The sequence below is a fragment of the Halomonas sp. MMH1-48 genome, from assembly GCF_022348105.1.
Lineage (GTDB): Bacteria > Pseudomonadota > Gammaproteobacteria > Pseudomonadales > Halomonadaceae > Vreelandella > Vreelandella piezotolerans.
Genome location: NZ_JAKRFL010000019.1, coordinates 1 through 22237, shown reverse-complemented (window position 1 = coordinate 22237; position 22237 = coordinate 1). Strand labels below are relative to the sequence as shown.

Below are 22237 nucleotides of genomic sequence, written 5' to 3'. Positions count from 1 at the left end.
GTTGGTAATCCAGGTGAAGCGTCGCTATGCAGATGTATATGCAACCTGCCGTGCTGGGCACAGGCAAGCTGTCGCGGGGCTGGCAACCGCATGTGGCACTCCTCAGACATCACCCTTTCCTAGCCATTGTTATAGGTAGCGCAAACGCGCGACATCCGGCGGATCAGGGCGTCTCTTTTGTAATCTTTTTTGAGTCGCTTTCAATAGTTGATAATCGTATCACGCTCTAGCGTCAACTATTTTTCCACTAAATAACAGCATGATAGGAACAGCCGATACTCAATATCGCTAAAAACGATTGGCACTTGGAACGCGCTCTCCATATATTATTTTTGCGCTAACAACACCATAAATAGGCTCACTAACACGTCATCACTATGAGCAAATAGACTGTCTCATTTGGCTAATGAATAGCGATATCAATTACTAACAACACACAACCCGGCAGGAGACGTTATGGCGATTCCGCTGCTTAACTGCGATATGGGCGAAAGTTTCGGTAACTGGTCGATTGGCTTGGACGCTGAGGTCATGCCCCACGTTGACTGTGCCAACATTGCCTGCGGCTACCACGCATCCGACCCCCATGTGATGCGCAAGACAGTGAAGCTTGCTGTTCAGCACGGCGTAAAAATCGGTGCCCATCCCGGTTACCCCGATTTAATGGGCTTTGGCCGCCGCTCCATGGCCTGCTCGCCTGCCGAAGTGGAAGACATGATGCTCTACCAAATCGGCGCCCTGGCAGGCATTTGCCAAGCAGAAGGCACCGCACTGAGCTACGTCAAACCCCACGGGGCAATGTACAACGACATGGCAGCCGATGTGGCGCTACTGGAAGGCGCCATGCGCGCCGTGAAGGCGTTCGATGACCGCCTGCCGCTGATGGTGATGGCCACCGCCGATCCAGCGCCGCATCGTCAGCTAGCGGAAAAAATGGGCATCACCCTCTGGTTTGAAACCTTCGCGGACCGCGCGTATGAGGCCACCGGCCACTTAGCCTCACGCCGCCTGCCGGGGGCCGTGCACCACGACCAAGCCACCATCGTCGCCCAAGCCGTCGCCTTGGCCAAAGGGGAAACCCTCACCGCCCGCGATGGCAGCGCCCTGCTGCTACCCTGCGATACGCTCTGCGTGCATGGCGACAATCCCGAATCCGTGGCCGCCGTGCGCGCCATTCGCGAGGCCTTTACGGCGTTGGAGTCCGCGTGAAACTGCGCTTAGAAACAGCGGCGATGGACGCCCTAACGGTGCGCTTGTTCGACGCCATCGATGAAACCAATATGGCGTGGATCATGGCCGCCGACGAGGCGCTGCGGCGCGCTTTCGATCACGCGCTCATCGACCTGATCCCGTCATACACCACCCTGCTGGTGCATTACGACTGCCAAAAGCTCACCTTTGCCCAGGCCACGACCCTCGTACGCAGTGCCCTACGCAATTTAGCCCCTGCCGACTCCCAGCAGGGCCAGCTCCACGAAATTCCCGTATGGTACGACGAGAGCGTTGGCCCCGAATTGCCCACCGTGGCAAAGCGCGCCGGTCTCAGCGTCGAGGCGTTGATCGAGCGACACTGCAGTCACGACTACTGCGTGTTTGCACTGGGCTTTGCCCCTGGCTACGGCTTTATGGGCTTGGTGGATGAGGCGATTGCCGCGCCGCGTTTGAAAACGCCCCGCCGCCGTGTCGCGGCGGGCAGCGTCGGCATTGCCGACCGACAAACGGCCATCTACCCGCTGCTTTCACCGGGCGGCTGGAACATTCTGGGTAGAACCGCCGTGCCGCTGTTCGAACACGCCAAACGCGGCGAGCCGCTGCTGCGCCCGGGCGATAAAGTGCGCTTCAAGGCGATATCCCAATCCGAATTCGAAGCGGCCGGGGGCGACACCACCCCGCTGGAGGAGCGCTCATGAGCCGTCCTACCCTGACCGTCAAGCAAGCCGGACCGCTGGCACTGATTCAAGATGCGGGCCGCTTCGGCGTCGGCCACTTAGGCGTGACGCAAGGCGGTGCCGCCGACTGGATCGCCTTCCGCTGGGCCAACTGGCTTTTGGGCAACTCGCTGGAGAGCGCCGCGCTGGAAATCGTCATGGGCGGCAACCTGACGCTGGTAGCCAATAGCGACGTGCGCCTCGCCCTGGCAGGTGCCGACCTTGCCGCCACACTGGACGACCAACCGCTGGCGCCCAACGCCAGCTTTATGATGCAAGCGGGCCAAACGCTGGTCTTTCGCCAGCCGAAAAAGGGCCTACGCGCGTACCTCGCCTTCCCGGGCGGGCTGGATGCGCCAACCGTGCTGGGCAGCCAAGCCTGCACGGCAAGAGAACACATCGGCGGTCTGCACGAAGATGGCAAGCCGCTCAAAACCGGCGATCAGCTCACCTGGAAAGGCAGCAGCGCCACGCCGCGTCAGTTACCCCAAGGCACCCAGATCCCTCTGCCTGATGCAGAAGACACCGTGCTGGACATGGTGCTGGGCTCCCAGGCCGCCCACTTTGCCGGGCGCAGCCTGTTTGACGCCTTCAACCAGCCATGGACCGTGGATCAACGTGCCGACCGCATGGGCATTCGGCTCACCGGCAAAGCGCTGAACAGCCGCCTAGACGGCATCGTTTCTGAAGGGATTCCGCTAGGGGCCGTGCAGATTCCTCCCGACGGCCAGCCGATCATCCTGATGAACGACCGCCAAACCATCGGCGGCTACCCGCGCCTGGGTGCTTTGACCCCCATAGCCTGCGCCCGCCTCGCCCAGTGTTTGCCGGGTACCAAGGTGCGTTTGCAGCCGATCAGTGCGACCCATGCGCAGGCGGCGTATCGCAAGCAGCTGTTGCGGTGGAAGTAGGCTGAAAAGCCCCAGTAGACAGGGGCTTTTAGCGCTAGGGGCCTAAGGAGTCGACTGCTTGGTCGTTGAATTACTGGCAGAGCGGCGCTTGTGACCCAGCTCTTCCTCGATGGCGGCAAAAAAGGCATCGGTAGAGGCTGGATGAGGCTGGGTCGCAAGGCTAACGCCCACAAACAGCACACTCGCGACCACAATGCCCCATACACCGGCAGGCAGGCCCAGCAGTGAATTGCCGGTGGCATACATCAGCAGCACAAAGGCGCTGGTGCCCACCACGCAGGCCAATGCTCCGGCGCCTGTTCCTCGTTTCCAATAGAAAGCACCGATCAGTGCAGGCACCATGGCCACCAAGCCCGAGGAGGCGGCCACCGATAGCACTGCAATGAGATCGAGCTGTAGCTCAGCGAAGGCGAGCGCCATGAGTGCAATGACCGGTATGACGAGCTTTCCGACTTGGAGTTGGCGCTTTTCACTCACGTTCGGCTTGAGGTTGGCGTAAACATCGCGTGAGACCATGGAGGCCAGCGTCAGCATGATCGAGTCGATGGTGGAAACGGCCGCCGCCATGATGCCGATCATCACGATCACGCCCAAGACGGGCGGCACGAACTCTGAGCCCAGTAGCGTAGGCGTGGCTAAATCGGCGCGTTCTAGACTTGGGAAAGCGGCCAAGGCGGAGAATCCCCACAGCACAGAGACCAAGGTATAGATAAAACCGAACACCAAAAAGCCGATAAGCATGTGGCGCATCGAACGCAGCGACGACGGCATGAACAGACGTTGGCTCACCTGCGGATTGGAGAGGCTAAAGAAGAACCAGGGAATGGTAAGCCCCAAAAAGGTGACGAAGCTGAATAGGCCCGGGCCGGGCACCGTCAGTGACTGCGGATGCTCGGTCGCCAGTGTCTCGAAGAGCGAACCAAAACCGCCCAAGCTATGAATCACCAACAGCGCCACCAGCGTGGATGCCACGATCATCATGATGGCCTGCAGCGAGTCGGTCCACATGACCGAACGAATCCCCGCGATATAAGAGAAGAAAATGGCGACTACCGTGGCCAGCGCAACCCCGGTGGTAAACGTGATGGTGCCTCCCGACATCCCCTGAAGCAGGTAGCCGACGCCCGCGAGCTGAACCGCTGAGTAAGGAATCAGAAAGATACAGCTAGCAACGGAAACGGCCATGGCCACCTGTTTGCTGTTGTAGCGGTGGCCGAGCATCTCGCTGGGCGTCACGTAGCCGAACTTCTTGCCGACCGCCCAGAATTTAGGGCCGAAAATCGCCACCAGTGAGACACCGGCAAAGTAGATGATTTCAAAACCGAGCGCGCCCACGCCACCCGCATAGGTAAGGCCTGCCAACCCCACCATCATAAAGGCACTGTAGGTCGTGGCACTGTAGCTCAGCGCCGAGACGAACCCGTTCATTTGCCGGTTGCCCAAAAAGTAACCGGACATGCTTTCCGTGTGTCCTTTCGTCGGGGGACGACGCGACAGCACCGCAATGCCGAGAGCAATCAACAGGTAAAGCGCAATGCCTCCCCAAATGAGCGTCTCAGTCATCACTATGTTCCTTGAAACCTTGAGTGATCAACACATTCAGGGCGATGATGACCAACCCCGCCACGGTCCAGAACAAAAAGCTGCCGTACCACCGCGACACGTCGCTCAACAGCGTGTAAGGCACTACATAGCTCGATAAGACAACGGCCCATACGAGCCATATCCATTTACTGCGTGTCATCGTCGATCTCGTGTTGTTACATCAAAGGGAAGCAAACGCTACTGTAGCAAAGCTGACGAACCAGCGATGCCTAAGTACGCATACAAAAAAGGCACCCGACTGGGTGCCTCGATTGGGTGCCTTAGAGAGTACGACTCACGATTGTTGACTTACGACGCGACGTCGAAACGATCGGCATTCATCACTTTGGTCCAGGCGGCGACGAAGTCTTTGACGAACTTCTCACCGTTATCGTCCTGGGCATACACTTCTGCGTATGAGCGCAGCAGCGAGTTGGAACCGAACACCAGGTCCACGCGCGAGGCGGTCCACTTCACGGCCCCGGTCTTGCGATCACGGATCTCGTAAGCGTTGCTACCCACCGGCTTCCACGTGTTGCCCATATCGGTCAGGTTGACGAAGAAGTCGTTGGTCAACTGACCTTCGCGGTCGGTGAAAACGCCGTGCTTGGTGCCACCATAGTTGGTGCCCAGTACGCGCATACCGCCCAGCAGCACGGTCATTTCCGGCCCCGTCAAGCCCATCAGCTGCGCACGATCCAGCAGCATCTCTTCAGGCTTCACCACGTACTCTTTCTTCTGCCAGTTGCGGAAGCCATCGGCCAGCGGCTCCAGTGGCGCGAAGGAGTCCGCGTCGGTCATCTCGGCGGTCGCGTCGCCACGGCCTTTCAAGAAGGGCACGCGCACGTCATAACCCGCTGCTTTCGCAGCTTTCTCGATACCGACGCTACCGGCCAGTACGATCACGTCCGCCACGCTAGCGCCGGTATCGGCAGAGATCTGCTCGTAGACGCTCAGTACCTTGGCCAGGCGCTCCGGCTCGTTGCCCTGCCAATCCTTTTGCGGCGCTAAACGGATACGGGCACCGTTGGCACCACCGCGCATGTCGGAGCCACGATAGGTACGGGCGCTGTCCCAAGCGGTAGAGACCATGTCGCTGATACTCAGACCGCTTTCCGCGATTTTCTGTTTGACGACTTCTTCGCAGTAGTCGGTGCTGCCTGCCGGAATCGGGTCTTGCCAAATCAGGTCTTCTGCCGGCACTTCCGGGCCGATGTAACGTGCTTTCGGTCCCAGGTCACGATGCGTCAGCTTGAACCAAGCTTTCGCGAAAGTCTTCTTGAAGTACTCCGGATCGGCCATGAACTTTTCGCAGATGGCGCGATAGGTCGGATCCATCTTCATCGCCATGTCCGCATCGGTCATGATCGGGTTATGACGAATCGAGGGGTCGCTGGCGTCGACCGGCTTGTCTTCTTCTTTGATGTCGATCGGTTCCCACTGGTGGGCACCGGCGGGGCTCTTTCTCAGTTCCCACTCGTAGCCGAACAGCAGGTCGAAGTAGCCCATGTCGAACTTCGTGGGGTTGGTGGTCCACGCACCTTCGATGCCCGAGGTCACAGCGTTGCTCGCCTTGCCCTGCATGTGGGGGTTGCCCCAGCCAAAGCCCTGGTTTTCAACGTCAGAGGCTTCTGGCTCAGCGGCCAACGCAGAGGCATCGCCATTACCGTGACACTTACCGACGGTGTGGCCACCAGCGGTCAGGGCCGCCGTCTCTTCGTCGTTCATCGCCATACGGGCGAAGGTTTCACGCACCTGCTGAGCGGTTTTCAGCGGGTCCGGCTGACCGTTGACGCCTTCCGGGTTCACATAGATGAGACCCATCTGAACGGCAGCCAGCGGGTTTTCCATGGTTTCGGGCTTATTCACGTCGCCGTAGCGCTCGTCAGAGGGCGCGAGCCACTCTTTTTCATTGCCCCAGTAAATGTCTTTCTCGGGCTCCCAAATATCGGCGCGACCGAAGGAGAAGCCGTAAGATGGCAGGCCCATGGACTCATACGCCACGGTACCGGCCAGAATCATCAGGTCCGCCCAGCTGATCTTGTTGCCGTACTTTTTCTTGATCGGCCACAGCAGACGACGCGCTTTGTCCAGGCTGACGTTATCCGGCCAAGAGTTGAGCGGTGCAAAACGCTGGGCACCGGTGCCGCCGCCACCACGGCCGTCGGCAATACGGTAGGTGCCTGCGGAGTGCCAAGCCATGCGGATCATCAAACCGCCGTAGTGCCCCCAGTCAGCGGGCCACCACTCTTGGCTGTCGGTCATCAGCGCGTGAACGTCTTTTTTCAGCGCGTCGAAATCGAGCTTACGGACTTCATCACGGTAGTTGAAATCCGGGTCCATCGGGTCTGATTTGCGATCTTGCTGATGCAAAATATCCAGGTTCAACCCTTCCGGCCACCAATCTTTGTTAGAGGTACCGGTTGAGGTGTTACCGCCGTGCATGACAGGACATTTACCGCTCATAGCTCTCTCCCTTATTGCTCTTGGCCTTGGAGATACCAAGGGAACAAATGCAGTGCACCTCCGCACTAGGCTGGACGTTAAACGCGACCATCACTAGCACCGGCGTGCGTTATTCACATGCCACAGTTTTAAAGCACCTTTGCAATAGCCACAATTTGCATTTTACGACCAATGTAATAGCTCTCGGCTATTGGAAATATCCTCCCTCTTGTCGATAGAGCTTTATGCTGACGCGCCTTTCGAGCATAGCGCGACTTTAATGAACGCGTATGTCGAATATCCGCAGGGCGTGTTGCCTTGTTGCACCCATGCCGTATGTTATAAACGCTATACTTTCCTACCACAAAATCAAATATCGATATAATGAATTCAGCCGACCCGGGCATTACCGTGACTAGACACGCCAGCCACAGCACTTCTCTTGATGTGCTTGCGCAGAGTAATCCCTCATGCTGACGGCTAGACGTTCCGCACATGGCTTTACCCTGCTGGAACTTTTGGTGGCCCTGGCGCTATTCGCTACGCTGGCCACCATTGCGATACCCAATTTTGCTAGGATCATTCAAGAAAACCGCGTCGTGACGACCACCAACGACTATAAAATTGCGCTGAGCTTTGCCCGTAGTGAAGCCGTGCGACGCAATCAGTCCGTCGACTTACTCCCCGTGGCCGAAGGTTGGGATAACGGCTGGGTAGTGCAGGCCGATGAGGTGGTGCTACGTCGCTGGGCGCAGGAGGTAGACGACATTACGATTGCGAATGCGCCCGAGCGTTTTACGTTCAACAGTCAAGGGCGCCTGGTGTCGGCAGCCTTTGCTTCCCAGCGCGTCTCCGTCACGCTGAATGAGATAGGCCGCTGCGTGCGTATCGAGCCGAGCGGCATTTCCCGAGTACTCACTAATCGTCAAGCCTGCGACTAATTCATTAGCGAGCCACGCCATGCCAACACGACAACGGGGTATCTCACTGCTGGAGTCATTGATTGCGCTACTGGTGCTGTCGATTGGCCTATTGGGTGTGCTTGGCTTGCAAACCCAGTCGCTGGTGCATAACCGTGCTGCCTATTTCGAGACTCAGGCCACCAACATGGCCCAGGACATGCTGGATCGCATTCGCGCCAACCGTGAGCAAGCAGCCGACTATGCGCTCACGTTAGGCGGAGAGGTCGACGGCAGCGGATTGCCCGCGACTGATCAAGCCGAGTGGGTCGCGGATGTGAGTACCATGCTCCCTGGCGGCGTAGGCGGCATCGAGATCGACAATCGGCGTATTAGCGTCACCGTGCGATGGGAGGACGCCACTTCGCCCAACGATATTCGGCAAGTACAATTAGCGTCGGAGCTATAGCGTGGGCAGAGGCAAACCTCGAACGACTCAAGCAGGCTTTACGCTGGTGGAGCTGTTAGTCGCCATGGTCATTGGGCTACTGGTCATGGCTGGGGCAACCCAACTCTTCATCTCCTCTCAGCAAAGCTACCGTTTTCAAACCGCACTGGCCGACATGCAGGACACTGGTCGCTTCGCGCTGGATACGATGGCCCGCGAGCTACGTCAGGTGGACTATAGCGGTGGCTGTGCGCTACCACAGACGACCGTCCATATGCGCAATATGGCCGATGCCAGCAGCCTCCCCTTACCGTTGCAAGCATGGGACACACCCAACAACCATGATTTTACGGCCAGCTTGGTCACCCCCCTCGACGAGCAGCATGTGCTCGCGTTTCGTGGCGGTCTCCTTGCCCGTACGGGGTTTATCGATACGTCGTTGGAAATTGCCGCGATCGATAGCAGCCAACGACTCACCTTGAATCGAGAGACCGATAGCGCCTTTCATCAACGATTGGTGCTGCTTCAGGGCCTGCTGAATTGCGATATTTTCTATAACACCACGAGTGACGCCCGCACCCTGCAGAAAAGCGCGGCGGCAGGCTGGCAGGGCAACGTCGACCCAAGCGAAAGCGAATGGGGAGAGGCGAGCGATATTACCTATGCTGCGGGCCAAACCGTATCGCTGAGTGCCTTGAACAGCGCCCTTTACTACATTGGCCGAGATGCCAATAACGCGAATGTGCCCTCGTTGATGCGCTTGGATGTGAGCCAAACGACGCCTCGTAATGAGGTCGTGGCCAGCCATGTGGTGGCGATGCGAACGTCCTTTCTGCTCGACGGCGCCTACATACCACCCGACGAGATCGATGAGGCAGAGTGGCCCGATGTCAGGGCGGCGCGCATCACGCTCATCGTACAAAGTGACCGTCCCAATCTACGGAATGCCGACACCACGCTGGCGATCGGCAATTTTCGAGGAGACAACGCTTTCACCGGCGGCAACGGACGGATTTATCAAGCCTTCACGACGACCATCGCTTTGAGGAATCGTTAGCATGCAGAGCCACGCATTGACGCATCAGCGAGGAATGGCGCTCGTGTTGAGCCTGATTTTCCTTGCCATCGTCACCATGTTGAGCCTCTCTTCCATGCAAGGAGCGATCACTCAAGACCGTATGGCCTCGAGCCAGCGCGACTACGGTGTTGCCTTTCAAGCAGCAGAGGCCGCACTGAGCGAAGCCGAAACGCTGCTACAAAACGGCGCCCCGCCTGGCAATGGATGGCGTAACCACGACATGGCGATGGAAGAACTCACCCGTAACCCACGCTACCGCATCCAGACGCTGGCACCGCTAGGATCACTGACCAACAACGACGGGACGGAGGCGGTCGAAATGCTTTATCGGATAGAAACTCAAGGCTTTGGCCGTGGTGAAGATACCCGTGTCACGCTCGAGGCCCTCTACGTTCGCCAGCAGCCAGTAGAGGTCATCGTGCCATGATACAAAGATCCGCCCTGACACTTTTTGTATGCGCTGTGTTCGTAATGTTGATCGCCACGAGTGCGCCCGTGCTGGGTTTTTCTCCTCCGCCACCACCTGATTACGACCCGGATCAGGAGGTCGATCTAGGAGACGATGATCCTGATCCAACGCCGGAGGAGCCTGATCCTGAGCCCCCCATAGGAGGCGGAGGCGATGAGCTCGTCGATGAAGATTACGACATCCCAAACGACCAAACGGGACTCTCCCCTGCTCCGTTGAACGTGGTCAGCCGTGTGCCACCTAACGTGTTATTGATTCTGGATAACTCAGAGAGTGGACAAGAAGGCCTAGATGGCCGTGTCGCCGTAGGCAACAACGCAGGCGATAGGGAGAATCTAGCCGCCTGCCAACCCAACACGTTCAATGCCTCTCAATGTCCAGCAGGTGCTCGTTCACCTCTCAGTAAATCCAGCATTATGAAGCGCGTGGGACGTGATCTCATTGAGCGCTACCGAGGCGAATTAAATCTTGGGTTGATGGCATACCAGCAGAACCCCGCCTCGCTCACCCGAGACGCGGCTTTTAGCGGCAATACAGTCGTCTGGCGATTAACAGAACGTGCGTTGGCCGCACGGTACTCCAGCAACGCTAACCCAAGCTGGTACGACCCAAGCTTCGACGGAGCCTGGAACGCTAGCACCAAACGTTATAGAGCACGGCTCCCGAACACCGACATCTACACGTTTTTCAATGTTGGTGTACCTGGCTACATGTTTGAGGAAAACTTCACGTCTGGCTTACCACGCAATGACGTCACTGAGTACTGGCGTCGGATATCCAACCCAACCACCACATCCGATCAGCTTTCAGAACGCTTTCGTGGACTGACCACAGGTTTTTCAAGCTCTCCAGCTATTGGTGATGGTGTCTCTTATAGCAATCCGGTTCGCTCAAATTTTACGCTGCCGCTGGTGGACAGTCTTCGCCAACGGGGCATACCAAACTGGGGGGCGCATACAGCCTCCATACAACTCAACCAATGGGAGTGGCGGACGACGTCATCACCGGGACTAGGCTATCTGCATGTTCCCATTGGAGGGCTCAATAACGATGGCACGGTAAACAGTGCCCATTGGAGTGCCATCGAGACAAAACTGGGTGCCCAGCGCCATGAGTGGAACGGTAGCGGTAACCCCATGACGGATCCTTCTTGGCCACTGCTGGCGACAGGTTTGACCCCTATCGAAGGCACGATGTATACCGCCCGCGACTACTTTTTGAACACGAGCAGCAGCGCGTTCGGCCCCAATCAGGGACGCCGTGCGGGTATAGCGATTCCCAACATCAATAACCCCGATGCGCAGCAGTGCTTAGTGAATGCCAATATTTGGCTAACCGATGGTTTGCCGTCGGTAGACCGCTTCGGCAACTCACTAGGCAACAATGTTAGCGGCGCTTTGGCCAGCGCCGAAGCGGCCATTAAACGGCTATACGACGATACCAATGCACAGCTGCCTAACCCGGTAAGAACCTATGTGGTGGGCTTTAACCTACCGCCGGATATCGTCAATTTACCCAACGTCTCTGACGACCCACTCGGCGATCTTGCCCGCGCAGGGGGTACCGATCGCGCGTACTTTGCCAACGATGAAGCCTCGTTGAACCAGGTCATGCAGCAGGTGCTGGGCAATATCATCGCCGCCTCTCAGTCCAATACCTCCGCGGCGGTCAATGGCGACGAATTTGGTCTTGAAGATGGCAACTTGCTCTATACCGCCGGCTTTCGCAGTGACGACTGGTCAGGGCGTTTAGCCGCTTCGGTGATCCAAGCCGATGGTACTCGTAGCGAACGCTGGAATGCTGAAACCGAGCTCGCCGAGCAAGCAGGCAATCGGCGGTTATTGACCTATCGACGGCTGGAGAGCGGTACCCGGAGCGGCGTTATACTAAGTGCCGACAACAGCGGCTTAACCAGTGCCGAAGTGCGCTGGCTACAGGGCGAAAACGTGCAGGGGCTGCGGCCACGCCAATCGCTGCTGGGCGATATCATCAACGCCAACCCGGTGTTCTTAAAGGGGACTGATGAGCGTATGCCGCTCCTGCTGGTGGCCGCCAACGACGGCATGCTGCACGGCTTTAACGCGGAGACTGGTCGGGAACTGTTTGGCTTTTTACCCGCTGAGTTGACCCAAGGCGAGGCGCCCGCCATTCGCTCATTGATGCAGCCTGACTATAACCATCGCTACTTCATGGATGGCACACCTGCTGTGCGGGAAGTGAACATCTCTGGTGGCCCGACTGCCGTGGCCGTTGGCACCATGGGCGCGGGTGGGCGGACGGTGTTTGCACTCGATGTGAGCAACCCCAGCAACATGAGCGCTGCTGACGTGCTTTGGGAGTTTCGCCATCCCGAGTTGGGCACGGGGGTTTCTCAACCCACGATCACGCAACTGACCGACGGCACCTGGGCCGCCATTTTTGGTAACGGCTATAACAGCATGGGCTACCAAGCGTCACTTTTCGTAGTGAACCTTGCTACCGGTGAGTTGATCAAGCAAATAAAGACGGGCGTAGGCAACACGGATACTCCCAACGGATTGGCCACCCCCACCGTCACTGCTTGGCCGAGCTATAACGGCGCACGCTTTGCCTACGCGGGCGACTTGGCAGGCAATATGTGGCGCTTCTCGTTAACCGGCAGTGGCACCGTTAACCAGCTATATCAAGGCAGCGCTAGCCAGCCCATCACATCAGCCCCCGCCGTCACGCTGAGCAGCGGCTCGCCGGATACGCTAGTGGTCTCCTTCGGCACCGGCAGCTATTTCCGCAACGGCGACATTGGTGACGCTTCGATACAGCAGCTCATTGGCCTGCGAGACCAAGTGAGTCGCAGCGCGACCATTACTCAAAGCGATCTACTGCTTCAACGCATTACGGGTGAAAACTCACAGAGTGGCTTTAACCGCCGCGCCAGCACCAACTTCGCCCCTGACAGTAGCGACGTGGGATGGCGCTTGGAGCTACCTGCTGGAGAGCGCGTGATCGCCGCCCCGTCGATCTCAACCAGCCTCCCACGGCGGGTGCGCTTCTCGACGCTGCTTCCCGATGAATCCGACCCCTGCGGCGGTGGGCGCAGCGGGTTCTTCATGTCGCTACTGGCCGATACCGGCGGCAGTGGCGGTTCGACCGCTTTCGACTTCAACGGTGACGGACGGCCAGACAGCGACGCCACCATCAACGGTGACGCCATCACCGGCTTGCAAGCGGGCACCGGCGAGCGCTTGGTGAGCGTGAATGACGGGGAGATCGAACGTCTCTTCGTGGGCAATCCAGAGGATACGAACGCTTCACCGAATGGCGATGGCTCCATCACGATTGGTTTTAGCGATGATCACTTGGGGCGTCGCTCCTGGCGGCAAGTGACCGGCGAAGAGAGCGATACGTAGACGGAAAAAACCGGAGGAGCCATTGGTTCCCCCGGCGAACGACGAGCAACTGCTCACTCGTCGAGTCCTACACGTCCGTACTTACAGGCTCAATCCACCAGTGGTAGCAGCGCATTCAGGCTTTCGCGAGCATCACCGTAGAACATCCGGGTGTTCTCCTTGAAGAACAGCGGGTTCTCGATACCCGAATAGCCGGTGCCTTGACCACGTTTGCTGACGAAGACCTGCTTCGCTTCCCACACTTTGAGCACCGGCATGCCCGCGATGGGGCTGTTGGGGTCCTCTTCGGCGGCAGGGTTCACGATGTCGTTGGAGCCGATGACGATGACCACGTCGGTGGTGGCGAAATCATCGTTGATCTCGTCCATTTCCAGCACGATATCGTAGGGCACCTTGGCTTCCGCCAACAGCACGTTCATATGCCCCGGCAAGCGCCCGGCCACCGGGTGGATACCGAAACGTACGGTCTTACCCGCCGCGCGCAGCTTGCGAACGAGATCGCTGACCGCGGTTTGCGCCTGCGCCACCGCCATGCCGTAACCCGGTACGATGATGATGCTATCGGCGTCGTTCAGTGCGGTAGCGACGCCATTGGCGTCGATGGAGACCTGCTCGCCTTCGATTTCCGCGGCAGGCCCTTGAGAACCCCCAAAACCACCTAGAATCACGCTGACGAAATTGCGATTCATCGCCTTACACATGATGTAAGAGAGAATCGCCCCGGAGGAGCCCACCAGCGCACCGGTCACGATCAACAGGTCGTTGGAAAGCGTGAAACCAATCGCCGCCGCCGCCCAGCCGGAGTAGCTGTTGAGCATGGAGACCACCACCGGCATATCCGCTCCGCCGATGCCCATGATCAGGTGATACCCAATGAAGAACGCCAGCGCCGCAATCACCAGCAGCGTCCAGAAGCCTGCGCCGTTGAGGTAGAGAATCGCCAGCAGCAGCGATAGTACTGCGGCACCCGCATTCAGCATGTGGCCGCCGGGCAGTTGCTTGGGTTTACCGTCTACCTTGCCCGCCAGCTTGCCGAAGGCAATCACCGAGCCGGTGAACGTCACCGCGCCAATGAAGATGCCCAGCACCACCTCGATTTGCAGGAACATCAGCTCGTCGGGTGCCTTGGTGGCCACCAGCGCCGCAAAAGCGGAGAACTGGTCCAGCGACGCCTCAGCGGCACGAGCTGCCATCACCCGGCGGCGTTCCAGGTCTGCGCTCCAGGCAACGAAGACCGCTGCCAAGCCTACGAAACTGTGCAGCGCGGCCACGAGCTGGGGCATTTCGGTCATCTCGACCTTGCCCGCTACGTAAGCACCAATGGCTGCGCCAATCAGCATCATCGGAATCAGCCACCAGTAGCCGCCAATACCGGGGCCAAACGCGGTGAAAAACACCGCGACCGCCATACCGACGATGCCGTACCACACGGCGCGCTTGGCCTTTTCCTGATTACTCAAGCCGCCCAGCGACAAAATGAACAGCACGCTGGCCGCAATCGCTGCGGCAGATACGAATCCTTGCTCTAACATATCGTCTCTCCGCCGCTTAGGATTTTTGGAACATGGCCAGCATCCGGCGTGTCACCAGGAAGCCACCCACGATATTGATCGACGCGATCAGTACGGAAATACCCGCCAGCACGCTAACCACCGCGCTACCGGAGCCAATTTGCAGAATCGCCCCCAAGATGATGATGCCGGATATCGCGTTGGTCACCGCCATCAGCGGCGTGTGTAGCGAGTGGCTCACTTTCCAAATCACCTGGAAGCCAATGAAGCAGGCCAGCACGAAGACGATGAAGTGCTGCATGAACGAGGCCGGGGCGACCCAGCCGAGCAGCAGCATCAGCGCACCACCTATCGCCAGCAGGCTCACCTGACGCTTGGTTTGCGCTTTGAACTCGGCAAGCTCGGCGGCCTTTTTCTCTTCAGGCGTTGGCTCTTTCTCTTTTTTCTTCGGCTTGGCCGCGCCGATGGCTTTCACCTTCGGCGGCGGCGGTGGGAAAGTGATCTCGCCTTGGTGCGTCACCGTGGCCCCCCGAATCACGTCGTCGTCCATGTCGTGATGGATCACGCCGTCTTTCTCGGGGGTGAGATCGGTGAGCATGTGGCGAATGTTGGTGGCGTAAAGCAGTGACGCTTGCGTCGCCATGCGCGAGGGGAAGTCGGTGTAGCCGATCACCACCACGCCGTTATCGCTCACTACGCGCTCGTCAGGCTGAGTCAGGTCGCAGTTACCGCCCTTCTCGGCAGCCAAATCGACGATCACCGAACCGGGCTTCATGGCCGCGACCATGTCTTCCAGCCACAGCTTGGGCGCGGGTTTACCGGGAATCAGCGCTGTGGTGATGACGATATCCACGTCCGGGGCCTGCTCGCGGAAGCACTCCAGCTGCTTCTCGCGGAACTCTGGGCTCGAAGGTGCCGCGTAGCCACCGCTCTCGGAACCATCCTGGCTATCTTCGAAATCGAGGAACAGGAACTCGGCGCCCATGGACTCGATCTGCTCGGAGACCTCGGGCCGCACGTCGAAGGCGCGCACCACGGCACCCAGACTCGTCGCCGTGCCAATCGCCGCCAAGCCCGCCACCCCGGCACCGATCACCAGTACTTTCGCAGGTGGCACCTTGCCCGCCGCCGTCACCTGACCGGTGAAGAATCGGCCAAAGTTATTGCCCGCCTCGATCACCGCGCGGTAGCCCGCAATGTTGGCCATGGACGACAGAGCATCCATTTTCTGCGCCCGGGAGATACGCGGCACCATGTCCATGGCGATCACGGTGGCCCCCTGGGCTTTGCAGGCTTCCAGCAGCGCTTCGTTTTGCGCGGGCCAGAAAAAGGCGATCAGCGTTTGGCCTTCGCGAAGCTGCTTGGCTTCACTTTCCGACGGCTCACGAACTTTAATCACCACCTCAGCGTCGCGCCAGAGGGCATCGGCGCTCTCGATCACTGTCACGCCAGCGTCACGATAAGTGTCGTCATTAAAACCCGCGGCCAGGCCAGCACCTGTTTCGATGAGGCACTCATGGCCCAACTTTTGAAGATGCTTCGCACTATCGGGGGTCAGCGCGACCCGCGCCTCTCCCCGAGCACTCTCTTTCGGTGCGCCTATTTTCACACGCCTTCTCCCTTGGTTGTCCCGCGTCCAGCGCCCGCCCCTCACCTAGCCCGTCATCGCTAGCATCATGGAGCGCTGCTTTATTCGTTGCGGCGCAAAAAAACGCGCCAGCTAGCAGTTTAGGATCTAACGCCAAGCCTGCCAGTGACCATTCAACCTTTGCTTCAACTGAGTTGTATTTCTACAACATATTGATATCGAAACAGCGCCATGAATTAACGACTGGCATTCTTCGCAAACGCCGTGAGCTCCTGGTAAAGCCAGACATTGGCAGGCGCGTTGGCGTAGAGGGTGTGCTGGATCAGCGTCATGGTCAATTCGGGAAGCTCGTCCGGTGGGGCCACTATGCGCACGGGCAGCATGGCGACGAAGCGCTCGGCCATTTGGCGCGGCAGCGTCAGTATCGCATCGGTCAGCGCGACGACCCGCGCGGCGGCGATGTAGTTGAGGTTCTTCGAAATCACGCGACGACTCAGGCCGTGCTGAGCCAGGCAGTTTTCGATACGGCTGGGCAGCAGGCCGCTGATGTCGGCGAGCTCGACGTGGAGCTGGCGGGCAAATGCCTCCAGCGCCAGCGCGTCCCCCACGTGCGGGTTGTGCTGGGCCGCCAGACACACCAGCTCTTCGTGCATCCAGGGCGTTTGCACCACGCCATTGGGCAGCGATGACTGGCTGTCCAAGCCAACCACCATATCCACCTGGCGCTGCTCTAACGCCTCACTCAGCACCTCCGGCGTAATCAGCTCGATGGAAAAACTGATGCCGGGCGCATAGCCCAGCAGCTGGCTAAGAAACGCCGGATACATGACCTCTTCGAAGTAGTCGGTGGTCGCCAGCGTAAAGCGCCGGGTGCTGGTGTCGGGCGCGAACGTGGCGGGTGGAGCCAAGCCCGCTTGCAGCGCCGCCAGCGCCTGCTGCACCACCGGCAGCAGCGCCATGGCGCGGGGCGTCGGCTGCAGGCCCTGCTCGGTGCGCACCAACAGCGGATCGTCGAGCGCTTCTCTCAGGCGCTTCAGCGCATGGCTGAGCGCGGGCTGGCTGAGATGGAGCTTTTCGGCGGCACGGGTGACGTGGCGCTCGCGCATGAGCATCTCGAAGACCAGCAGCAAGTTCAGGTCAAAATGGCGGAGCGACCGCATAGCGCCTCACTATTCATATGATGAATGATTTCATTCTAAACATTCATTTCATTCATCGCGAAAAATTCCTTATCGTCGCGCTTCTTCGAGCCCACCACCTTTTCCAGACACACGACGATAGGAGAACCCATTAGGTGACCCCAGCGCAGATCATGCCCAGCCTGTTTGGTGATGTTATCTCCACGTTCATGGGCGTACCCAAAGCCACCGACCCGAACGCCACCGATGCCGAGGTGGTGGTCAGCGGCGTGCCGTTCGACCTCGCATGCTCCGGCCGCTCCGGCACCCGTATGGGGCCGAACGCCATTCGCCAAAGCACCGCCAACCTGATTTGGGAAGGCAAGCGCTGGCCGTGGGATTTCGCGTTGGAAGATCGCCTGCGGGTATGCGATGCCGGTAACCTGGACTACGCCTACGGTGAACCGGAAAGCCTGGTGGATAACCTGGAAAGCCACGCCATGCGCTGGTTGAAAGCGGGCAAGAAAATGTTGACGCTGGGCGGCGACCACTACATCAGCCTGCCGCTGCTGCGCGCTCACGCCCGCGAGCACGGCCCGCTGGCATTGATTCACTTTGATGCCCACACCGACACCTACGAGCAAGGCACGCGCTTCGATCACGGCACCATTTTTCACCATGCCCTCAAAGAAGGCTTGGTCGTGCCGGAGCACTCGCTGCAAATCGGTATTCGTACCAGCTATGACCGGAGCAACCACCCCTACGAAGTGCTGGATGCCGACTGGGTGAACGACCACGGCCCGGCGGCGGTGCTGGAGCGGATTCGTGCGCGAGTGGGTCACCACCCGGCGTATGTCACGTTGGATATCGACGGCCTGGATCCCGCCTTCGCACCGGGCACCGGCACGCCGGTATGCGGCGGCATGTCCACCGATCTGATGCTGAAAGTGATGCGCGGTATGGTGGGGATGGAGCTGGTGGGCATGGATCTCGTGGAAGTGAACCCGGCCTACGACCACGGCGACATTACCTCGCTGGCTGCCGCAACGCTGGGCTTGGAGTTTCTCTATACGCTGGCAGCGTCCAAGTCAGCCTAAGCGCAGGGTCACGTCGATGACCAGCAGCAGCGCGAGCGCCCCGACGGCGGGCCAGGGGCTTTTTAGGACGACGCCAAACAGGGTGAGCGGAATCAACACGGTCAGCGCTGCCAGCACGTGCGGCAGCGCTGCCGCGCCGCTCGTCCACATACTGCCAATGACGATCAATCCCAACAGCCCTAAACAGAGCCCCAGCCACACGCCGCGCTGCCGATTCGGTAATGGCACTGCGTTCGTCTCTTTTCGTTATGTTGGGCGTGAGTATGTGCGCTTAATATGCAGACCATTGCTGGACGATAACGTCGCTCGCATGCTGTACGATTTCAGGAATATGCAGCCCTCCTTCTTGGCTAAGCTGTAGCCTACTCTCTCCCATTTGGATGATGTTGGTTTGGTTTGCGTTACCCGTCTGCTGCAGGTTCGCAGTGTTGCTGTTGCCATATTGTTGTATATCCGCTGTATTGAAATTACCAAACTGCCCAACCGCTGTTAGGTTGCCATTACCATGCTGAGTAAGCGACATCGCGTTTTCCAAGCCTTGTTGACTTACAAAAGCTTGATTACGCTCCCCTGTTTGGTCAATAAGCATCCAATTCGCATATCCAGACTGTAAAGCTGGGCCATCATCAAGACCAAGAATCGTATGATGGTCGCCTAGCTGTTGGAACTGTGCACGACTGCTATCACCCTCTTGATAGAGCGATGCCTTCAAGCCAGTGCCTGCCTGTATCATCCGGGCATTATGGTTGTCTCCGACCTGTTCGATATATGCCAGATGGGTATCGGCCTGCGCCACGACACTTGCCATAATAAAAAGGAGTGTACTGGCTATCATCTGTGTCTTGGGGCTCATCGGCACTCTCCTCACCCAACAACCTCCGCGCTACGCTACGGGAGGAACATGAGCCCCTCCCGTAGTGGCGAATGCGATATTGCCACCGCCTTTTTGCGTCTTTTAATACTGTACTTGAGTACCCGTATTGTTATTGCCCGTTTGCATCATCGTCGCGGTATTGCTGGATTGATACTGAGAAATAGAGCCAGTGTTGCCATTGCCCGTTTGTGTGAGCGTCGCCACGTGGTAAGAACCCTCTTGGCCTACAGTGGCTGTATTACCGTCGCCATACTGACTTACGTAAGCCGAGTTATCGAGCCCATACTGCATAACGGTCGAGACGTTGCTATCACCTTGCTGGAACTGCTCTGACACGTTCCCATAGCCCGCCTGGTTAGCCGTTGCCTCATTCCAGTCGCCCACTTGTTCTTGCGTAGCCGTATTACCGTATGTGGCATCAGCACTGAACCATCCTGCATCGCTCACCTGAGTAATGCTGGCCATATTGGCATCGCCCGTTTGAGTCTGGTTGGCGGTATTGAGAGTAGTTAGAGCCCCAGAAAGAAGCCCTTCTGCGCTGGAGTTCTGCTCAACCATCGCATCGTTATCGTTACCCGTTTGCGATTGTGTGGCCGTATTGAAGGAGGTGATTGCACCTGTCAAAAAGCCAGTCGCATCACTATTTTGTTGGATAGACGCATCATTACTATCGCCTATCTGGTCTTGTTCAGCCGTATTATTGAAGGAAGCAGCCGCACCAGAGCCTATCTGTTCAATGTCCGCTACGTTTGCGTTACCGTCTTGCTGTTGATCTGCGGTGTTGAGATTACCTTGCTGCATAATGTCAGCGAGGTTGTCATCTGCAAAAGCCGCACCTGAAACCGCGGTGAAGGCTGCTGCGATGCTGGCTGCCATTAGTGACTTGTTAAATTTCATGATACACCTCACCATTGTAGTGTCCCTTGGGACTTGGATTTGGTTACGGCCCTATGCCGCAACCAGCCTGGGTGTGACGGGGTACATCCCGCCAAGGTGGTCCGTCACGCCCAATTCTTTAGCTCCAGCGGTTTGTTGACTGCCTGTTGCGAGACCGCCAGAGGTGAGCCGAGCCATCACCTTTACATGGCCATGCTAGCCATAGCGTTATCTGTTGGGCCTTAGAACTTATTGCACCAACTCGCCTTGCCTATCACGATAGGCGGCCAGGGCTGCCGCCCCCTCTGCCGCGTTAGCGAAACTCCATAGCCCCCGTTCAGAGCCCTCCATAATCATGGCATGGACGGCTTGCTCAACCGCCTCACGCAGGGCGACTAAACGTGGTTCGTTACGAGAAAAGCCGGCTTCCAATTCGAGAATTTCATCGGCATCCACGAAGCGAAATACATCGCCTTGAGCTTGTACCGAATAAATGCGTTTTGAGGCCACCACCGTTCTCCATACTTCACCGGTTTGACTACTAATCGCTCGTAGAAACACAGTGATCACGTCCTCACGGTATCTAGAACTCGCGCCAATACCGAGAAAGCGTGCGCCTGCTCCGCCGGTCAGCGTATTGGTGTCGTAACCGATAATGCCGCCCTCTAAAATGACGCCCGCATAGAGCAGCGGAGATGGCGGAGGGAGCGGGTTACCGTTTGCATCCGCAAAGCTTTGCCGCTGGTCTCGAATAATCTGCCGCTCAGTTAGCACACTGGAAAGCCGGTTACGCTCTAACACCCTAAACCACCTACCCCCGCCTGCGTCCTGGAGAGCGCGAATGAGGACTGCCGCCCCGCCTTGGGAAACTGCCTTTGAATAGTGGGGCGCCCCGGCTTCCGTTTCGCGATGCTGCCCGGTCATATCAGGAAAATCATAAACAGCAGCGACAACGGGCTCAGGTGGAAGCGGAAGTGTGGCCAAACTTGGCGTCGTACGAGTCTCAGGAGTGAAGGGCTGCAAACGTTGTGGAGAGGCACACCCGGCAAGTGCAACGGTCAGCGCCAATACCAGCATGAGATTTGGTGTCAGTGGCAATTTCGTCATGTCGACGTCCTGTTCGTACTTGGCTGAATAATCAAGGCCGCCAAGCGGCTCACTGGGCGCTGCTGCTTTTTATCATTACTGCACTTGTAGTGTTGGAACGGTCACTTCCGTTTGGCTGCCATCTGTGGTGTTCTCGATCACAAGATGAACGCCCTCGAGGCCACGACTGAAGGAAATCACCTGCTCACCGAAAACAATGCGGCCCTCTTCAGCAGCGTTCTCACCAAAAATGGCTTCATTAACTTGCTGTGAAAGACTGCTCAGCATGCGACTCTGGAGTTGACGTACGAACTGGTCTGCAGGGCTATTGCTATACCGAGAGGCTGCCGATGAGCCGGTCTCTTTGTGTTTATTCTGTCGTTCGGCCAGGCCAATCAGGTGGGCTGAATTGAACGCATCGCCACCGAAGGAGGGGTTATTAGGGCGATATACATAATCAGAGCTTTTAGCGCTTACTCCCCAAACACTGCTCACAGCACCTAAGAAAATAAGCCAAGCAAGCCGCCTGTTGAACCTTTTTGTACATTTAACGTTCACATAAGCCCCCTATAGTTCGTCGGTTTTTACACTAACCTCTAGTACAACAACATCATGAGATAATCGAAGCAGCATCAATGCTTCACATAATGATGAGGTTATTATTAATAGAGAGCCTTCAAAACAACCATGCAACAAATAACTAAAAAATATCCACCCACTCCCATAACATCTAGAAGCGCTTCTGCATCTTTGTTTTGCTATGTTGATTTTGGTTATTTTGAGGATTTTAACTATAAGGTTAACTTACTATTCTAGCCCGGATTTCTCACAGGGTATAAAAGAAAGCGGCTGAAAGTGCTATGATTTCAAGAACCTAACCAATCCATCAAGCACCAACAGCCGCTTCCAAAATGGTACCTGAAAAGCTGACCTTCTCGC

At 57.7% G+C, this 22237-nt stretch carries 20 protein-coding genes; 9 read left to right on the top strand and 11 right to left on the bottom strand.

From position 1 onward, the window contains the following. Positions 1–456: 456 nt before the first annotated feature. From MHM37_RS14385 to MHM37_RS14375, 3 genes are read left to right on the top strand one after another with little or no spacing between them, the layout of a single operon-like run. Positions 457–1209, top strand: a complete 753-nt coding sequence (locus MHM37_RS14385) for a 5-oxoprolinase subunit PxpA (protein ID WP_239297173.1) — start codon at positions 457–459, stop codon at positions 1207–1209. Beyond that, entirely contained in the window at positions 1206–1910 is a 705-nt protein-coding gene (gene pxpB, locus MHM37_RS14380) for a 5-oxoprolinase subunit PxpB (protein WP_239297175.1), read from the top strand. Before MHM37_RS14385 ends, pxpB begins: the two co-directional genes overlap by 4 nt. Further along, complete coding sequence (locus MHM37_RS14375) at positions 1907–2839, top strand: biotin-dependent carboxyltransferase family protein (RefSeq protein WP_239297178.1); 933 nt, start codon at positions 1907–1909, stop codon at positions 2837–2839. The genes pxpB and MHM37_RS14375 overlap by 4 nt, the downstream gene beginning before the upstream one ends. 42 nt (positions 2840–2881) lie before the next feature. Here MHM37_RS14375 and MHM37_RS14370 read toward each other — a convergent pair whose 3' ends face one another. The 3 genes from MHM37_RS14370 to katG form a co-directional block, all read right to left on the bottom strand. After that, positions 2882–4402 carry a sodium:solute symporter family protein gene (locus MHM37_RS14370; protein ID WP_239297180.1) on the bottom strand — a complete coding sequence of 507 codons (1521 nt, stop codon included), beginning with the start codon at positions 4400–4402 and terminating at the stop codon, positions 2882–2884. Next, complete coding sequence (locus MHM37_RS14365; RefSeq protein ID WP_219862133.1) at positions 4395–4583, bottom strand: hypothetical protein; 189 nt, start codon at positions 4581–4583, stop codon at positions 4395–4397. Before MHM37_RS14365 ends, MHM37_RS14370 begins: the two co-directional genes overlap by 8 nt. Positions 4584–4732: 149 nt before the next feature. Beyond that, complete coding sequence (katG, locus tag MHM37_RS14360) at positions 4733–6889, bottom strand: catalase/peroxidase HPI (RefSeq protein ID WP_239297182.1); 2157 nt, start codon at positions 6887–6889, stop codon at positions 4733–4735. A 449-nt stretch (positions 6890–7338) separates the two neighbouring features. On the opposite strand from katG, the gene MHM37_RS14355 reads away from it, so the two are divergent. The 5 genes from MHM37_RS14355 (at position 7339) to MHM37_RS14335 (ending at position 13148) form a co-directional block, all read left to right on the top strand. Further along, entirely contained in the window at positions 7339–7809 is a 471-nt protein-coding gene (locus tag MHM37_RS14355) for a GspH/FimT family protein (protein ID WP_239297184.1), read from the top strand. Between the two features lie 19 nt (positions 7810–7828). Beyond that, a complete protein-coding gene (gene pilV, locus MHM37_RS14350) occupies positions 7829–8236 on the top strand; it encodes a type IV pilus modification protein PilV (RefSeq protein ID WP_139525895.1) in 408 nt (135 codons plus the stop codon). 1 nt (position 8237) lies between these two features. Next, positions 8238–9272, top strand: a complete 1035-nt coding sequence (locus tag MHM37_RS14345) for a PilW family protein (RefSeq protein ID WP_239297186.1) — start codon at positions 8238–8240, stop codon at positions 9270–9272. 1 nt (position 9273) lies between these two features. Then, a complete protein-coding gene (locus MHM37_RS14340) occupies positions 9274–9720 on the top strand; it encodes a PilX N-terminal domain-containing pilus assembly protein (protein WP_153842938.1) in 447 nt (148 codons plus the stop codon). A gap of 68 nt (positions 9721–9788) precedes the next feature. Continuing rightward, the gene (locus MHM37_RS14335) at positions 9789–13148 is read left to right on the top strand and encodes a PilC/PilY family type IV pilus protein (RefSeq protein WP_239297187.1); all 3360 of its coding nucleotides are present in this window, start codon (positions 9789–9791) and stop codon (positions 13146–13148) included. Between the two features lie 89 nt (positions 13149–13237). Here MHM37_RS14335 and MHM37_RS14330 read toward each other — a convergent pair whose 3' ends face one another. The 3 genes from MHM37_RS14330 to MHM37_RS14320 form a co-directional block, all read right to left on the bottom strand. Then, positions 13238–14680 carry an NAD(P)(+) transhydrogenase (Re/Si-specific) subunit beta gene (locus tag MHM37_RS14330; RefSeq protein ID WP_139525898.1) on the bottom strand — a complete coding sequence of 481 codons (1443 nt, stop codon included), beginning with the start codon at positions 14678–14680 and terminating at the stop codon, positions 13238–13240. Between the two features lie 16 nt (positions 14681–14696). After that, positions 14697–16268 carry a Re/Si-specific NAD(P)(+) transhydrogenase subunit alpha gene (locus tag MHM37_RS14325; protein ID WP_239297189.1) on the bottom strand — a complete coding sequence of 524 codons (1572 nt, stop codon included), beginning with the start codon at positions 16266–16268 and terminating at the stop codon, positions 14697–14699. 215 nt (positions 16269–16483) lie between these two features. Further along, on the bottom strand, positions 16484–17407 hold the full coding sequence (locus MHM37_RS14320; RefSeq protein WP_239297190.1) for a LysR family transcriptional regulator: 924 nt from the start codon (positions 17405–17407) through the stop codon (positions 16484–16486). Positions 17408–17559: 152 nt separating this feature from the next. Here MHM37_RS14320 and speB point away from each other — a divergent pair, with 152 nt between their 5' ends. Further along, complete coding sequence (gene speB / locus MHM37_RS14315; protein WP_153843121.1) at positions 17560–18462, top strand: agmatinase; 903 nt, start codon at positions 17560–17562, stop codon at positions 18460–18462. Here speB and MHM37_RS14310 read toward each other — a convergent pair. From MHM37_RS14310 to MHM37_RS14290, 5 genes are all read right to left on the bottom strand, one after another. Continuing rightward, a complete protein-coding gene (locus tag MHM37_RS14310; protein ID WP_239297191.1) occupies positions 18454–18690 on the bottom strand; it encodes a hypothetical protein in 237 nt (78 codons plus the stop codon). The two genes, speB and MHM37_RS14310, sit on opposite strands and share 9 nt — an antisense overlap. Positions 18691–18733: 43 nt before the next feature. Next, positions 18734–19315 carry a hypothetical protein gene (locus MHM37_RS14305; RefSeq protein ID WP_239297192.1) on the bottom strand — a complete coding sequence of 194 codons (582 nt, stop codon included), beginning with the start codon at positions 19313–19315 and terminating at the stop codon, positions 18734–18736. A gap of 102 nt (positions 19316–19417) precedes the next feature. Next, entirely contained in the window at positions 19418–20233 is an 816-nt protein-coding gene (locus MHM37_RS14300; protein ID WP_239297194.1) for a hypothetical protein, read from the bottom strand. A gap of 228 nt (positions 20234–20461) precedes the next feature. Beyond that, complete coding sequence (locus MHM37_RS14295) at positions 20462–21319, bottom strand: CsgG/HfaB family protein (RefSeq protein WP_153842930.1); 858 nt, start codon at positions 21317–21319, stop codon at positions 20462–20464. A gap of 75 nt (positions 21320–21394) precedes the next feature. Then, entirely contained in the window at positions 21395–21856 is a 462-nt protein-coding gene (locus MHM37_RS14290; protein ID WP_196781567.1) for a curli assembly protein CsgF, read from the bottom strand. Positions 21857–22237 lie beyond the last annotated feature (381 nt).

Excerpts from the sequence above, each read along its gene's own strand:
- MHM37_RS14385 (WP_239297173.1), top strand. The coding sequence starts at position 457 with ATGGCGATTCCGCTGCTTAACTGCGATATGGGCGAAAGTTTCGGTAAC.
- MHM37_RS14375 (WP_239297178.1), top strand. The coding sequence starts at position 1,907 with ATGAGCCGTCCTACCCTGACCGTCAAGCAAGCCGGACCGCTGGCACTG.
- MHM37_RS14370 (WP_239297180.1), bottom strand. The coding sequence starts at position 4,402 with ATGACTGAGACGCTCATTTGGGGAGGCATTGCGCTTTACCTGTTGATT.
- MHM37_RS14365 (WP_219862133.1), bottom strand. The coding sequence starts at position 4,583 with ATGACACGCAGTAAATGGATATGGCTCGTATGGGCCGTTGTCTTATCG.
- katG (WP_239297182.1), bottom strand. The coding sequence starts at position 6,889 with ATGAGCGGTAAATGTCCTGTCATGCACGGCGGTAACACCTCAACCGGT.
- MHM37_RS14355 (WP_239297184.1), top strand. The coding sequence starts at position 7,339 with ATGCTGACGGCTAGACGTTCCGCACATGGCTTTACCCTGCTGGAACTT.
- pilV (WP_139525895.1), top strand. The coding sequence starts at position 7,829 with ATGCCAACACGACAACGGGGTATCTCACTGCTGGAGTCATTGATTGCG.
- MHM37_RS14340 (WP_153842938.1), top strand. The coding sequence starts at position 9,274 with ATGCAGAGCCACGCATTGACGCATCAGCGAGGAATGGCGCTCGTGTTG.
- MHM37_RS14330 (WP_139525898.1), bottom strand. The coding sequence starts at position 14,680 with ATGTTAGAGCAAGGATTCGTATCTGCCGCAGCGATTGCGGCCAGCGTG.
- MHM37_RS14320 (WP_239297190.1), bottom strand. The coding sequence starts at position 17,407 with ATGCGGTCGCTCCGCCATTTTGACCTGAACTTGCTGCTGGTCTTCGAG.
- speB (WP_153843121.1), top strand. The coding sequence starts at position 17,560 with ATGCCCAGCCTGTTTGGTGATGTTATCTCCACGTTCATGGGCGTACCC.
- MHM37_RS14305 (WP_239297192.1), bottom strand. The coding sequence starts at position 19,315 with ATGAGCCCCAAGACACAGATGATAGCCAGTACACTCCTTTTTATTATG.
- MHM37_RS14300 (WP_239297194.1), bottom strand. The coding sequence starts at position 20,233 with ATGAAATTTAACAAGTCACTAATGGCAGCCAGCATCGCAGCAGCCTTC.
- MHM37_RS14295 (WP_153842930.1), bottom strand. The coding sequence starts at position 21,319 with ATGACGAAATTGCCACTGACACCAAATCTCATGCTGGTATTGGCGCTG.